The 13,178-nt window shown below is 74.1% G+C and carries 14 protein-coding genes and 1 riboswitch; of the genes, 8 read left to right on the top strand and 6 right to left on the bottom strand.

What is annotated here, in order from left to right; genetic code table 11:
• Positions 1-170: 170 nt before the first annotated feature.
• Positions 171-446, bottom strand: a complete 276-nt coding sequence (locus tag LPA27_RS14205) for a MoaD/ThiS family protein (protein WP_056863510.1) — start codon at positions 444-446, stop codon at positions 171-173.
• Positions 447-506: 60 nt separating this feature from the next.
• Positions 507-1,742, bottom strand: coding sequence for a threonine synthase (gene thrC / locus LPA27_RS14200; RefSeq protein WP_056863601.1), 1,236 nt, complete (start codon positions 1,740-1,742; stop codon positions 507-509).
• Between the two features lie 66 nt (positions 1,743-1,808).
• Positions 1,809-1,953: riboswitch (SAM riboswitch) on the bottom strand.
• A 200-nt stretch (positions 1,954-2,153) separates the two neighbouring features.
• On the opposite strand from thrC, the gene LPA27_RS14195 reads away from it, so the two are divergent.
• Both LPA27_RS14195 and LPA27_RS14190 read left to right on the top strand, forming a co-directional pair.
• A complete protein-coding gene (locus tag LPA27_RS14195) occupies positions 2,154-3,941 on the top strand; it encodes a PHP domain-containing protein (RefSeq protein ID WP_228942852.1) in 1,788 nt (595 codons plus the stop codon).
• Complete coding sequence (locus LPA27_RS14190) at positions 3,938-4,549, top strand: hypothetical protein (RefSeq protein ID WP_228942851.1); 612 nt, start codon at positions 3,938-3,940, stop codon at positions 4,547-4,549. Before LPA27_RS14195 ends, LPA27_RS14190 begins: the two co-directional genes overlap by 4 nt.
• A gap of 43 nt (positions 4,550-4,592) precedes the next feature.
• Here LPA27_RS14190 and otsB read toward each other — a convergent pair whose 3' ends face one another.
• From otsB to LPA27_RS14175, 3 genes are read right to left on the bottom strand one after another with little or no spacing between them, the layout of a single operon-like run.
• Positions 4,593-5,438, bottom strand: coding sequence for a trehalose-phosphatase (gene otsB, locus LPA27_RS14185; RefSeq protein ID WP_056863507.1), 846 nt, complete (start codon positions 5,436-5,438; stop codon positions 4,593-4,595).
• A gap of 26 nt (positions 5,439-5,464) precedes the next feature.
• Positions 5,465-5,980: a LytR C-terminal domain-containing protein gene (locus LPA27_RS14180; protein ID WP_228942850.1), complete on the bottom strand. Its 516-nt coding sequence runs from the start codon at positions 5,978-5,980 to the stop codon at positions 5,465-5,467.
• 40 nt (positions 5,981-6,020) lie between these two features.
• Entirely contained in the window at positions 6,021-6,311 is a 291-nt protein-coding gene (locus LPA27_RS14175) for a DUF3263 domain-containing protein (RefSeq protein ID WP_056903452.1), read from the bottom strand.
• Positions 6,312-6,432: 121 nt separating this feature from the next.
• Between LPA27_RS14175 and LPA27_RS14170 the strand changes: the two genes are divergently transcribed.
• The 5 genes from LPA27_RS14170 (at position 6,433) to LPA27_RS14150 (ending at position 11,707) form a co-directional block, all read left to right on the top strand.
• Positions 6,433-7,497, top strand: a complete 1,065-nt coding sequence (locus tag LPA27_RS14170) for a Gfo/Idh/MocA family protein (protein ID WP_228942849.1) — start codon at positions 6,433-6,435, stop codon at positions 7,495-7,497.
• An 80-nt stretch (positions 7,498-7,577) separates the two neighbouring features.
• Entirely contained in the window at positions 7,578-9,002 is a 1,425-nt protein-coding gene (locus tag LPA27_RS14165) for an alpha,alpha-trehalose-phosphate synthase (UDP-forming) (RefSeq protein ID WP_056903450.1), read from the top strand.
• A 58-nt stretch (positions 9,003-9,060) separates the two neighbouring features.
• Complete coding sequence (locus LPA27_RS14160; RefSeq protein ID WP_228942848.1) at positions 9,061-10,161, top strand: alpha/beta fold hydrolase; 1,101 nt, start codon at positions 9,061-9,063, stop codon at positions 10,159-10,161.
• Between the two features lie 9 nt (positions 10,162-10,170).
• Positions 10,171-10,863, top strand: a complete 693-nt coding sequence (locus LPA27_RS14155) for a uracil-DNA glycosylase (RefSeq protein WP_228942847.1) — start codon at positions 10,171-10,173, stop codon at positions 10,861-10,863.
• A gap of 34 nt (positions 10,864-10,897) precedes the next feature.
• A complete protein-coding gene (locus LPA27_RS14150; protein ID WP_228942846.1) occupies positions 10,898-11,707 on the top strand; it encodes a dioxygenase in 810 nt (269 codons plus the stop codon).
• 16 nt (positions 11,708-11,723) lie between these two features.
• Here the strand turns inward: LPA27_RS14150 and LPA27_RS14145 are convergent, their stop codons facing one another.
• Complete coding sequence (locus tag LPA27_RS14145; protein ID WP_228942845.1) at positions 11,724-12,263, bottom strand: GNAT family N-acetyltransferase; 540 nt, start codon at positions 12,261-12,263, stop codon at positions 11,724-11,726.
• Between the two features lie 46 nt (positions 12,264-12,309).
• Here LPA27_RS14145 and pdxY point away from each other — a divergent pair, with 46 nt between their 5' ends.
• Positions 12,310-13,161 carry a pyridoxal kinase PdxY gene (gene pdxY, locus LPA27_RS14140; RefSeq protein WP_228942844.1) on the top strand — a complete coding sequence of 284 codons (852 nt, stop codon included), beginning with the start codon at positions 12,310-12,312 and terminating at the stop codon, positions 13,159-13,161.
• Positions 13,162-13,178: the final 17 nt, after the last annotated feature.

The following is a 13,178-nucleotide window of genomic DNA, read 5'->3' as shown; positions in this document are numbered from 1 at the left end:
TTGCGCTGTCGCGCGAGGGTGGTTTCGAGACGGTCGCTGGCGCTCCCTCCTCAACCACCGGGGCGCGGGCGCTCCCTGCTCGACCACCGGGGCGCGGGCGCTCCCCCCTCGACCACCGGGGCGCTGGAGGTCCAGCCTTGACCGCCGCTCCGGGCAGGGATCGGGGCGGGTCAGCCGCCGGCGACGGCGGGGATGACCGAGACCTGGGTGCCGTCGGGGGTGGGGGTGGCGAGGTCGTCGAGGAAGCGGACGTCCTCGCTGCCGACGTAGACGTTGACGAAGCGGCGCAGCTTGCCGTTGTCGTCGAGCACCCGGGCGCGGATGCCGGCGTACTGCGTCTCGAGGTCGTCGAGCACGTCGGCCAGGGTGGCGCCGGAGGCGGTCACCTCGGACTCACCACCGGTGTAGGTGCGCAGGATGGTGGGGACGCGGACGGACACGCTCATGGGGTCGATCTCCTGGTGCTGGTGCGGCGAGGGCTGGGAAGGGTGCGGCGGACCGGCCGGTCAGGCGATGCCGGTGGCGGTGAACGCCGCGTAGGACGCGTCGATCGTGGCGGCCGGGCCGACCTGGTCGGAGACGGCGTCGAGGGTCTTCAGGCCCATGCCGGTGTTGATGACGACGGTCTCGAGGGTGGGGTCGAGCTGACCGGTCTCGACGAGCTTCTTGAGCACACCGACGGTCGTGCCGCCGGCGGTCTCGGTGAAGATGCCCTCGTGGCGGGCCAGCAGCAGGATGCCCTCGCGGACCTCGTCGTCGGTGATGTCCTCGACCGCGCCGCCGGTGCTGCGGCAGATGTCGAGCACGTAGATGCCGTCGGCGGGGTTGCCGATGGCCAGGCTCTTGGCGATGGTGTCGGGCTTGACCGGGCGGATCGCGTCGACCTCGGCCTTGTAGGCGGTCGAGACCGGTGAGCAGCCGGTGGCCTGGGCGCCGAAGATCTTGACCGGCTTGTCCTCGACGAGACCGAGGCGCACGAGCTCGCCGAAGGCCTTGTGCACCTTGGTCAGCTGCGAGCCCGAGGCGACGGGGATGACGACCTGGTCGGGCAGGCGCCAGCCGAGCTGCTCGGCGATCTCGTAGCCGAGGGTCTTGGAGCCCTCGGCGTAGAAGGGGCGGACGTTGACGTTGACGAACGCCCAGCCGTCCTCCTCGCCCGCGATCTCGGAGGCCAGCTTGTTGACGTCGTCGTAGTTGCCGTTCACCGCGACGAGGGAGTCGGTGTAGACCGCCGAGTTGACCTGCTTGGGCTTCTCGAGGTTGCTCGGGATGAAGACCACGGTCTTGATGCCGGCGCGGGCGCCCGCCGCGGCGACGGCGTTGGCCAGGTTGCCCGTCGAGGGGCAGGCGAAGACCTTCGAGTGGAACTCGGTGGCGGCGCTCAGCGCGCAGGCCACGACGCGGTCCTTGAAGGAGTTGGTGGGGTTGGTGCTGTCGTCCTTGACCCACAGCTTCTCCAGGCCAAGCTCGCGGCCGAGGTTGCGGGCCTGGAGCAGGCGGGTGAAGCCCGGCTCCATGTTGGGGCTCTGCTCGATGTCGTCGGGCACCGGCAGCAGGGCCTTGTAGCGCCAGATGTTGCGCGGGCCGGCCTCGATCTCCTCGCGCGTCACGACCGGGAAGTCGTAGGACACCTCGAGCGGACCGAAGCACTCCGGACAGGCGTAGTGGGGGCCGAGCTCGACCTCGTTGCCGCACTCGCGACAGGCGAGGGCCCGGGCGTTGCCGAACGCGCCCTCGCGGATCCCGGGCTGGTCGGCCGGGGTGGGCTGGGCGGTCTCTACTTCAGCGACGGTGCTCACGCGTCCTCCTTCTCATCTTCCCCGGCTGCGACTCTCGCGCCGGGCGGAATTGGCACCGTCTCCACGTCCGTTTCCCCGATGTGCCGGGTGGCGGAGGCTCGTGGCGGTTGCCGGGACTTCACTGGGCCGTTCCCTCAGTCCCTCTGGATGAGCTGTTGAAAACAGTACGACGCCGTCTCAGCATGCGCACATCGGTCCCGCGATGTGGACCCGCCCACCGGGGTGAGACGTACGCCGGGCGCGCGTCGTTCACCGGCGGGCCGCGCGCAGCGGGGCCGGCGTTCACCGTCGCGGTGGAGCGTCGCAGGGCTGGCCCGCGGCGGCCGGCTCCCCCACGTCTCGAGGAGAGCGACAGTGAGCACGCACGACGGCCACACCCACGACCCCGACCACCCGCACGACCACTCCCACGGGCACACCCACCACCGCCACACCACCGACGAGGCCACCGACGAGGCCACCGCGGTGACGTCGGCGGCGCTGGCCGGGGACGCCCCCGACACCGACCTCTCCCCCGGCGAGCTGTCACGGCGCAACCTGCTGCGCGCGGCCGGGCTCACCGGCGCGGCGGCGGCCGGCATGGCCGGCATGAGCGGTGTCACCGCGGCCACCGCGGAGGAGGCCGCCCGACGCGGCCCCGGCCCCTCCGGCGGCGCGGTCACGCAGTGGCTGGCCGGCGACCACCACATCCACACCCAGCACAGCTCCGACGGGCAGTACACCGTGCTCGACCAGGCCCAGCACGCAGCGGCCTACGGCCTGGACTGGCTGGTCATCACCGACCACGGCGGCGCCACCCACGCCCGCATCGGCGTCGACCTGGTCAACCCCGACATCCTCGACGCCCGCGCCGAGCTGCCCGGCACCCTGGTCTTCCAGGGCCTGGAGTGGAACATCCCCGCCGCCGAGCACGGCACGGTCTTCGTCGCTCCGGGTCCGCACGAGGTCGCGGTGCTCAAGCAGTTCGAGAACGACTACGACGGCTCGGTCAAGGGCGCCTCCGCCAGCAGCCCGGAGAACGAGGCGCTGGCCGTGGCCGGCATCCAGTGGCTGGGCCGGCAGGTCAGCCGCAAGCGGGTCACCGACGCGCTCTTCCTGGCCAACCACCCCGCCCGCAACGGCATCGACAGCCCCCACGAGATCCGCGCCTGGCGCGACGCCGACCCCAGCGTGGCCATCGGCTTCGAGGGTGCGCCCGGCCACCAGGCCGCCGGTCTGCCCGAGGGCTACGGCGCCGGCTCCTCGCGCGGCTACTACGGCAACGCGCCCGGCCCGAACTCCTTCGCCGCCTACCCGCCCGAGAGCTACCGCACGTGGGGCGGCTTCGACTGGATGACCTCCACCGTCGGCGGGCTGTGGGACTCGCTGCTGGCCGAGGGCAAGCCCTGGTCGATCAGCGCCAACTCCGACTCCCACGTCAACTGGACCGACACCTCACGGCGCCCCGACGGCTCCACCTCCGAGCAGTTCAACGCCGACGGCCGCTACGGCGACCCGGTCTACGCCGGCCGGGTCAACACCACCGCGGGCGACTTCTGGCCCGGCTTCTACAGCCGGACCCACGTCGGCACGACCTCGCGGTCCTACCGCGCGGTGATGAAGGGCATGCGCGACGGGCGGGTGTGGGTCGACCACGGCGGCCTGGTGAAGTCGGTCGACGTCAAGGTGGTCGCGACGCGGGGTAACGGACGGCGCCCCGGGCGGCTCACCGAGACCCTCGGCGGCACGCTGGTCGCCCCGCGCGGCGCCCGCCTCAGCCTGGTGGTGACCATCACCGCCCAGGACGTCCCGAACTGGGCGATGTTCACCCCCCGGCTCAACCGCGTCGACCTCGTGCGCGGCGTCGTGGACCCGGCCTCGGCCAGCGACCGCGACACCTTCACCGCCCCCGACACCACGGTCGTGGAGCAGTGGGACACGTCGGCGCGCACCGGCACCTTCCAGATCCGCCACGACCTCGGCACGGCCGAGGAGGCCTTCTACGTGCGCCTGCGCGGCACCGACGGCAACCGCCAACAGCCGGGCTACCTCGGCGCCGGCGTCGACCCGGCCGGTCCCGCGCTCGACGTCATGGGCGACGCCGACCCGTGGGTGGACCTGTGGTTCTACACGAACCCGATCTGGGTCGTCCCGGCGAGGTGACCCCGCCCCTGCGCACCACGCTGGGCGTCGACGGCGGCACCCGCGACCACGGCGCCGCCGAGCACCTCGTCCACGCGGTGGGCGAGGTGCTCGCGCAGGTCGCCGGCACCGGGTCGGACCGCTGGGCCAGCACCCACGTGGTGCGCGTGCCCGACGCGCACACCGCGGTCGCCCTCTCCTGGGCCGATCCCGGCGAGGGCGCGGGACCCCCCGCCCGGGCCGACGTGCTCTGCCGTCTGGCCGAGGCCCTGCCCGGGGTCGCGCTGGTGCTCGACGGCGCCAGCGCCGGGCCGCCCGAGCTGCTCGGCGGCGCCCGGGCGGCACGGGGCGAGCACCGCGCCCGGCGGGCGGGGCGGCTGGTCGACTACCCCGGCCGCGCCGCCGTCGAGCGGGTCACCACGCCCGCCGCCGTCGAGGCCGACAGCGGCGTCGACGCCGTGGAGGGCCTGGCCGGGAGCGACGTACGCCGCGACGCGGCGCTCGACCTCACCGGCTTCGCCCGGCCGGTGTGGCGGGAGGGCCGGTGCGTGCTCCTCGTGCAGCCGGGTCGTGGCGGCCTGGTCGCCTTCGAGCAGCGCGTGCAGATCCCCTGCTGCTCGGCGCACTGAGCCGCCCGGTCCAGGAGGACACGGCCCGGGGCGGACGGCGGTGTCAGGCCCGCGAGTCGCGCGCGTCGGCGGTGAGCTGGGCCAGCAGCGCGAGGACGCCCTCGGGCCCGGCGACCACGACGTCGGACATCGCGACGAGCGTGCTCTCCTCGTCGCTGGCCGAGCACACCCGCAGCGTCGGCAGCCCCGCGTCGTCGAGAGCGCCGACGGCCTCGAAGGCCTCGACGTCGCCGAGGTCGTCGCCGGCGAAGAGGAAGCCGCCGGCGCCCAGCTCCTCGACCAGCCGCTCCACCACCAGTCCCTTGTGCATGCCCGCCGAGCGCACCTCGATCACGTGGCGGCCGGGCTCGACGCTGAGGTCGTGGCTGCGGGCGAGGTCGCCCACGGGGCCGAGCAGCGCCTCGAAGGCCGCGTCGGGGTCGGGCAGGCGGCGGGTGTGCACGGCCACCGCGAGGCCCTTGTCCTCCAGCCACGCCTCCCCCGCGCCGGCGCTGCGCAGCGTGCGGGGCAGGTCGCGCAGGAAGGTGGCCAGGCCGTGCGGCGGGCGCGGCCCGACCACGCGGCGCCGCGTGGAGCTCCAGCGCTCGTTGCCGTACTGGCCGAAGACGTAGAGCTCCTTGCCGGCCTCGCCGACGGCGTTGCCGACCTCCTCGAGCCCACCGAGGTCGAGGGCCTGGCGCGCGGGCCGCCCGGTCACGACGGCGACCGCGGAGACCTGCGTGGCCAGGTCGACCAGCACCGCGCTGGCGTCGGGGTGGATGTGGGCCTGCTCGGGGTCGTCGACGATGGGCGACAGCGTGCCGTCGAAGTCCAGGCCCACGACGGTCTCGGCGGCGGCGCGGACCAGGGCGGCGTAGCGCTGCTCGCCCCGGGTCGAGGTGAACTCCATGGACCCAGCCAACCACGCCCCCGCGCTCAGGACAGGGGCGCGGTGAGGATCAGGGTGAGGCGGTCGGGCTTCATGACGCCGACCGCCGGCATGGTGCGGTCCACGCCGAGGTCGAGGGCGAGCAGCTCACCCTCGCGCTTGAGGCCGGCGGGGTAGTAGACGGTGGTGGCCGGCACGGTGCCGTACCAGTTGTCGGTGCCGACGACCTGCCAGCCGACGTCGGAGGCGCTGGCGCCCGCCTCGGCGGCCAGGCCGGAGATGCTGGAGTTGTTGTAGACCTCGACGTAGACCGCGCTGCGCTCCACGGCGGGCTTCGGCTTCTTGGTCTTCTCCGGCTCCGCCGGCTCGGTCGTCTCGTCGGCCTCGGGCGTGGCGCTCGGCGAGGGGCTGGCCTCCTCGCGCGCGATCGGGGTGATCTCGCGCTCGGTGGGCTCGCTGCCCTGGGTCGCGAAGAACGCCACGGCCGCCATCGCGACGGCGATGATGGAGAGGATCACCACGGGCGAGGGGTAGACGACGCCTCGCTGGTCACGCACCCGCATGGGAGCTCCCTGTCAGGGTCTGGTCGTGCTGGGGAAGGGGTCAGACCTCGAAGCCGAGGCGGCGCGCCGAGCGCTGGCGCTGACGGGCGGCCCGCAGCCGCCGCAGCCGCCGCACGAGCAGCGGGTCGGCCTCGAGCGCCTCGGGGCGGTCGATGAGGGCGTTGAGGACCTGGTAGTAGCGCGTGGAGCTCATGTCGAACTTCTCGCGCACCGCCGACTCCTTGGCGCCGGCGAACTTCCACCACTGCCGCTCGAACTCGAGGATGTCGCGGTCGCGCTCGCTGAGCGCGGCGTGGCCGGGGTCGCGCTGGGTGTCTCGCTGCGGCTCCATGCGTTGCGCTCCGGGAGGTCGTGGTGGGGGTGGCCGGGGCTCACTGTAGTCGCCGAACCACAACGGTGTCATTCGAACCGCCGCCGGACCCGCCGCGCGTCGCGCTCCTAGGGTGGGGCCCATGAGCGCCCCCACCCCGACGCCCGACGCCGCCCCGGTCCCCGAGCTGCGGTGGGGCTTCCTGGCCACCGGCAAGATCGCGCGCAGCGTGGCCCAGGACCTCGCGCTCACCCCGGGCGCCCGGCTGGTGGCCGTGGGCTCGCGCCGCCAGGAGGCGGCCGAGGAGTTCGCCGACTGGTACGCCGGGATCGGCCCCCGGCCGACCGCCCACGGCTCCTACGAGGCCCTCGTGGCCGACCCCGAGGTCGACGTCGTCTACGTCGCCTCCCCCCACGCCCTCCACCTCGAGCACGCCCGCCTGGCCTTCGAGGCCGGCAAGCACGTGCTGTGCGAGAAGCCGCTGACCCTCGACGCCGCCCAGGCCGAGGAGATGGTGCGCCTGGCCGGCGAGCACGACCGCTTCCTCATGGAGGCGATGTGGACCGCGACCCACCCGGTCGTGCGCGAGGTCGCCGCCCGGCTGGCCTCCGGCGAGCTCGGCACGCCGCGCCACCTCCACGCCGAGCTCGGCTTCCGCGTCGACGCCGACCCCGGCGACCGGATGCTCGACCCCGCGCTGGGGGCCAGCGCCCTGCTCGACATGGGCATCTACCCCCTCACCGTGGCCCACCTGCTGCTCGGGGAGGCCGAGGCCCTCACCGCGACCGCCACGCTCTCCGAGGGCGGCATCGACCTCGACATCGCGGTCGCCGGTCGCTACCCCGGCGGCGCCCTGGCCACGATGACCGCGTCGATGACGTCGTGGTCCTCGCGCGCCGCCGCCGTCGCCACCAGCCTCGGCCGCGTCGACCTGCCCGACTTCCACCACCCGGCCGCCGCCACCTTCACGCCGTACGCCGAGGGCAGCAGCAACGACGGCGGCGGGCTGGGCGAGGTGCTGCTCCTCGAGGGCGCCGAGCCGGTCGTCGGGCGCGGCTACGGCAACGAGCTGCTCGAGGTGGCGCGCTGCGTCGCGGCGGGGCTGCGCGAGAGCCCGCTGGTGCCGCACGCCCAGACCCTGGCCCTGCTGCGGCAGATGGACGACCTGCGCGCGCAGGTCGGTGTGCGCTTCCCCCACGAGCGCTGACCCCGCCCCCCCTCCGATCCGCCCCCGATCCACCCCACCGGGGGGACGCGCCGCCCCCGAGGACTGACTAGGGTCGCCCCGTGCCCTACGACCTCGTCATCGTCGCCAACCGCCTGCCGGTCGACCGGGTCACCCAGCCCGACGGGTCCTCGGGCTGGCGCACCTCCCCCGGCGGCCTCGTGACCGCCATCGAGCCCGTGATGCGCGCCAACGACGGCGTGTGGATCGGCTGGCCCGGCGGCACCGAGGAGGGCCTGGAGCCCTTCGAGCACGACGGCCTCGAGCTGGTGCCGATGTCGATGACCCAGGCCGACATCGAGGGCTTCTACGAGGGCTTCTCCAACGGCACCCTCTGGCCGCTCTACCACGACCTCGTGGCCAAGCCGGAGTTCCACCGCGAGTGGTGGGACTCCTACGTCCACGTCAACCAGCGCTTCGCCGAGAAGGCCGCGTCGCTGGCCGCCGAGGACGCCACGGTCTGGGTCCACGACTACCAGCTGCAGCTGGTGCCGCAGATGCTGCGCACGCTGCGCCCCGACCTGCGCATCGGCTTCTACCTCCACATCCCCTTCCCGCCCGCGGAGCTCTTCCAGCAGCTGCCGTGGCGCCGCCAGCTGCTCGAGGGCCTGCTCGGCGCCGACCTGGTCGGCTTCCAGCTGCCGGGGGCGGCGCAGAACTTCGTGCGCCTCGTGCGCCAGCGCGTGGGCCACAAGACCCACCGCGACCTGGTCTACCTGCCCGACGGCCGCACCGTGCGGGCCTCGCCCTTCCCGATCTCCATCGACGCGGCCGGCTTCGAGGAGATGGCGCGCTCCGAGCCGGTCGTCGCGCGCGCCGCGGAGATCCGCGAGGCGCTCGGCGACCCGCGCAAGGTCTTCCTCGGCATCGACCGGCTCGACTACACCAAGGGCATCTTCGCCCGGCTGCGCGCCTACGCCGAGCTGATCGAGGACGGCCAGCTCGACGTCGAGGACGCCGTCTTCGTGCAGGTGGCCGTGCCCTCGCGCGAGCAGGTCGAGGAGTACCGCATCCTGCGCGACGAGATCGACCGGCTGGTCGGCCGCATCAACGGCGACCTGGGCCGCATCGGCCGCCCGGCGATCTCCTACCTGCACTCCTCCTACCCCCGCGAGGAGATGGCCGCGCTCTACACCGCCGCCGACGTCATGGTCGTCACGCCCTACCGCGACGGCATGAACCTCGTGGCCAAGGAGTACGTCGCCTGCCGCTACGACAACGACGGCGCCCTGGTGCTCTCGGAGTTCGCCGGCGCCGCCGACGAGCTGCGCCAGGCGTGGCTGGTCAACCCCTACGACATCAACGGCATGAAGTCGGCGCTGCTGGAGGCCTTCAACGCCGAGCCCCGCGAGACCACCCGGCGCATGAAGGCGATGCGCAAGACCGTCACCCAGCACGACGTGGCGGCGTGGGCGGCCTCCTTCATGTCGGAGCTCTCCGACGTCGGCACCCACGGCAAGGCGGTCAAGCCGGCCCGGCGCTCGTGACCTGCTCCCGACCCGATCCTGGCCCGCTCCTCGCGGACCCCGGGGTAACTTTCGCAGCATGGATCTGATCCCCAAGCCCGATCAGGTCGTCTCCGCGGCCGGCAACGTCGCCCACAAGGTCCTCTACGGCGGCCTCGCCGACCTGCGACCGATGCCGCGCACCCTCATCGACGAGGGCACGCTGCGCGAGGTCTACCACTACCGGCCCGCCGCCGCGGTCAAGCAGACCGGCGACCCGGTGCTGCTGGTGACGCCGCTGGCGGCGCCCGCGACCTGCTACGACCTGCGCCGCGGCTGCTCGCTGGTCGAGCACTTCGTGCGCGCCGGCCGCCCGACCTACCTGGTGGAGTACGGCCAGGTCTCCTTCCGCGACCGGGCCCTGGGCATGGAGCACTGGGTGGAGGAGGTCGTGCCCACGGCCGTGCGCGAGGCCTCGGCCCACGCGGGCGGGCGCCCGGTGCACGTGGTGGGCTGGAGCCTGGGCGGCATCTTCTCGATGCTCGCGGCCGCGGGCTCCCCCGACCTGCCCATCGCCTCGCTCACCGTGGTCGGCTCCCCGGTCGACGTCAGGCTGGTGCCGCTGGTGGCGCCGCTGCGCCCGCTGCTCAACCTCAGCGACGGCCGCGGCCTGGTCACGCGGGGCTACCAGGCCCTCGGGGGCGCCCCGAAGCCGCTGGTGCGCTGGGCCTTCCAGCTCTCGTCGTTCCAGAAGGTCGTCACCAAGCCGCTCGCGGTGGCCCGCAACCTCGACGACGGCGAGTGGCTGGCCCAGATCGAGGCGGTCGACCGCTTCACCGACGGCATGATCGCCTACCCCGGGCGCACCTTCGGCCAGCTCTACCACCGCTTCGTCAAGGGCAACGCCCTGGTCGGCGGCACCTTCGACGTCGAGGGACGCACCCTCGACCTCGCCGACATCGACGTGCCCGTGCTCGTCTTCGCCGGCGCCACCGACGGCATCGCCCCGGTGCCTGCGGTCAAGGCCGTCGTGCCGCTGCTGTCGGGCTCGCCCGAGGTCCGCTTCGAGATCGTGCCCGGCGGCCACCTCGGCATGCTCACCGGTCGCGCGGCCCGGAGGACGACGTGGGTCGCGCTCGACGAGTGGATCGCGCAGTGGTCCTCCGACGCCGCCGGGGCGACCCCCTCCGGCGCTGGGTAGCGTCGCGGCATGAGCGCACTCGCCGGACTCGTGGAGAAGGGCCTCATGGCCCCCGACTGGGCCGAGGCCCTGGCCCCGGTGGACACGCAGGTGGCGGCGATGGGTGCCTTCCTGCGCGAGGAGGTGGCGGCGGGCCACGGCTACCTGCCGGCCGGCGAGCACGTCTTCCGCGCCTTCCAGCGGCCGCTGGCCGACGTGCGGGTGCTGGTGGTGGGCCAGGACCCCTACCCCACCCCCGGACACCCGATCGGGCTGAGCTTCGCCGTCGACCCCCACGTGCGGCCGGTGCCGCGCAGCCTGGCCAACATCTACGCCGAGCTGCGCAGCGACGTCGGCGTCGAGCCACCGCCGCACGGCGACCTGACGGCCTGGGCCGACGCCGGGGTCATGCTGCTCAACCGCGTGCTGACGGTGCGTCCCGGGGAGTCGGCCTCGCACCGCCGCAAGGGCTGGGAGCAGGTCACCGACGCCGCGATCGCGGCGCTGGCGGCCCGGGGCGGGCCGCTGGCCGCGATCCTGTGGGGTCGCGACGCCCAGTCGCTGCGCCCCGCACTGGGCGACGTGCCGGCAGTGGAGTCGGTGCACCCCTCGCCGCTCTCGGCGAGCCGGGGCTTCTTCGGCTCCCGCCCCTTCTCGACGGTCGACCGGATGCTCGTCGAGCAGGGTGGCTCCCCGGTGGCGTGGGCGCTCCCGAAGGAATAAGGTTGAATCCTCAACCATTGATCTGGACGTGACCATGCCCGACGCAGCAACCCCCGCCTCACCCGCGCCCGCGCCCGCGCGCGTGCCCGCCCTCTACATCGGCCACGGCGCGCCGCCGCTGCTCGACGACCCGCTGTGGTCCTCGCAGCTGGCGGCCTGGGCCGGTGACCTGCCGCGCCCCACCGCCGTGCTCATCGTCAGCGCCCACTGGGAGTCGGCCCCGATCAGCCTGAGCGCCAGCGGCGCCCCGCTGGTCTACGACTTCGGCGGCTTCGACCCGAAGTACTCCCGGATGACCTACCGCACCCCCGACGCCAGCGCGCTGGCCGCCCGGGTCGCGGCGATGATGCCCGCGGGCGAGCCGGTGCACCAGCACACCTCCCGCGGCCTCGACCACGGTGCGTGGGTGCCGCTGAAGGTCATGTACCCCGACGCCGACGTGCCCGTGCTGCAGATGTCGCTGCCCACCCACGACCCGGCCCGCCTGCTGGCGATCGGCGAGCGGCTGCGCCCGCTGCGCGACGAGGGTGTCCTGGTGATCGGCTCGGGCTTCCTCACCCACGGCCTGCCCTTCCTGCGCGACTTCCGCATCGACGCCGAGGCCCCTGCCTGGTCGCAGGACTTCGACGCGTGGGCCGCGGAGGCCCTGGCCCGCGGCGACGTCGACGAGCTCGCGGCCTACGCCGACCGCGCACCGGGCCTGCCCTACGCCCACCCCACGGTCGAGCACCTCTCCCCGCTCTTCGTGACCCTCGGCGCGGCCACCCGCGCCGACGACCCGGGCGAGCAGCGCATCGACGGCTTCTGGATCGGGCTCTCGAAGCGCTCGCTCCAGGTCGCCTGAACCCGGGTCCGCCGCCTCAGCCCGGCTCGGGCTCGAGAGGGCGGTCGCTCCACGCGTGGCGCTCCACGCCGTCGTTGACGTCGACGCGGGGCCCGCGGTCGACCAGGCCGACGGCTGCGGCGACCCGCGCCGAGGCCGTGTTGGCGGCCAGCACGAAAGCCACCACGGGGCTGGTGGGGTCGGCCAGGCGTGCGGCCTCCACGCCCGCGGCGGCCAGCTCCGTCGCCAGGCCCCGGCCCCACTGCCCGGTGGCCACGCGGTAGCTGAGGTTCCACGCGCCGCTGCGGTGGCGCTGGGCTCCGCCGAGGCCCACCACGTCGCCGGTGCGCAGGTCGCGGGCGGTCCAGTAGGACAGCCCGTCGGCGGGCCACCGCGCGGCAGCGCGCTCGGCGTACGCCCGGGTGCGGGCGAGGTCGACGTGGCGTGCCGCGGGGTCGAACCACCACCCGCGCGGGTCGGAGAGGATCGCGAAGAGCTGCTCGGCGTCGTCGGGTCCCATCGCGATGAGCGCGAGCCGCGCGGTGGAGCGCGTGCGCAGGTCGGGAGCCGGGGGCACGCCCCCAGGCTCGCACGCCGCCCACCCGGCCCGCGATGATGGTCCCGTGCAGATCCTCTCGATCCAGTCCTCGGTCGCCTACGGCCACGTCGGCAACTCCGCCGCGGTCTTCCCGCTGCAGCGCCTCGGCCACGAGGTGTGGTCGGTCAACACCGTGCACTTCTCCAACCACACCGGCTACGGCGCGTGGCGCGGCCCGCTCCTCGCCCCCGACGACGTGCGCGACGTGATCGCCGGGATCGACGACCGGGGAGTGCTCGGGCAGGCCGACGCGGTGCTCTCGGGCTACCAGGGCGACCCCGCCGTCGGGGCGGTCGTGCTCGACGCCGTGGCGCGGGTCAAGGAGCTCAACCCCGCCGCGGTCTACTGCTGCGACCCCGTGATGGGCGACGTGGGGCGCGGCATGTTCGTGCGACCGGGGATCCCCGAGTTCATGCGCGACACCGTGGTGCCGGCCGCCGACGTCGTCACCCCCAACCACTTCGAGCTCGACTTCCTCGCCGGCACCACCACCACGACGCTGGAGGAGGTGCTGGCCGCGGTCGACGTCGTGCGCGAGCGCGGCCCGCGCGACGTGCTGGTCACCTCGGTGCTGCACGACGCGGTGCCCGAGGGCCACCTCGACGTCGTCGCCGTCTCCGACGCCGGCGCGTGGGCGGTCACCACCCCCCTGCTGCCCCTCGCCCCCAACGGCTGCGGCGACGTCACCGCCGCGCTCTACCTCGCCCACCTGCGCACCACCGGCTCGCCCGCCGAGGCGCTCGCCCTCACCACGGGCACCGTGTTCGCGGTGCTCGAGGAGACCCTCGCGGCCGGCACCCGCGAGATCCAGCTGGTGGCCGCCCAGGGGGCCATCGCCTCCCCGCCGAGGACGTTCGCCCCTCGACGGCTGCGCTGAGCGCCTCGCTACCCTGG

Source organism: Nocardioides sp. Leaf374, assembly GCF_916862475.1.
GTDB classification, from domain to species: Bacteria; Actinomycetota; Actinomycetes; order Propionibacteriales; family Nocardioidaceae; genus Nocardioides; species Nocardioides kribbensis.
Note: the sequence above shows the minus strand (reverse complement) of the source record. Positions and strands in the feature narration are given on the sequence as shown.

Excerpts from the sequence above, each read along its gene's own strand:
- otsB (WP_056863507.1), bottom strand. The coding sequence starts at position 5,438 with ATGGAGTTCACCTCGACCCGGGGCGAGCAGCGCTACGCCGCCCTGGTC.
- LPA27_RS14150 (WP_228942846.1), top strand. The coding sequence starts at position 10,898 with ATGCCCGACGCAGCAACCCCCGCCTCACCCGCGCCCGCGCCCGCGCGC.
- LPA27_RS14160 (WP_228942848.1), top strand. The coding sequence starts at position 9,061 with ATGGATCTGATCCCCAAGCCCGATCAGGTCGTCTCCGCGGCCGGCAAC.
- LPA27_RS14175 (WP_056903452.1), bottom strand. The coding sequence starts at position 6,311 with ATGGAGCCGCAGCGAGACACCCAGCGCGACCCCGGCCACGCCGCGCTC.
- LPA27_RS14205 (WP_056863510.1), bottom strand. The coding sequence starts at position 446 with ATGAGCGTGTCCGTCCGCGTCCCCACCATCCTGCGCACCTACACCGGT.
- LPA27_RS14180 (WP_228942850.1), bottom strand. The coding sequence starts at position 5,980 with ATGCGGGTGCGTGACCAGCGAGGCGTCGTCTACCCCTCGCCCGTGGTG.
- LPA27_RS14155 (WP_228942847.1), top strand. The coding sequence starts at position 10,171 with ATGAGCGCACTCGCCGGACTCGTGGAGAAGGGCCTCATGGCCCCCGAC.
- LPA27_RS14170 (WP_228942849.1), top strand. The coding sequence starts at position 6,433 with ATGAGCGCCCCCACCCCGACGCCCGACGCCGCCCCGGTCCCCGAGCTG.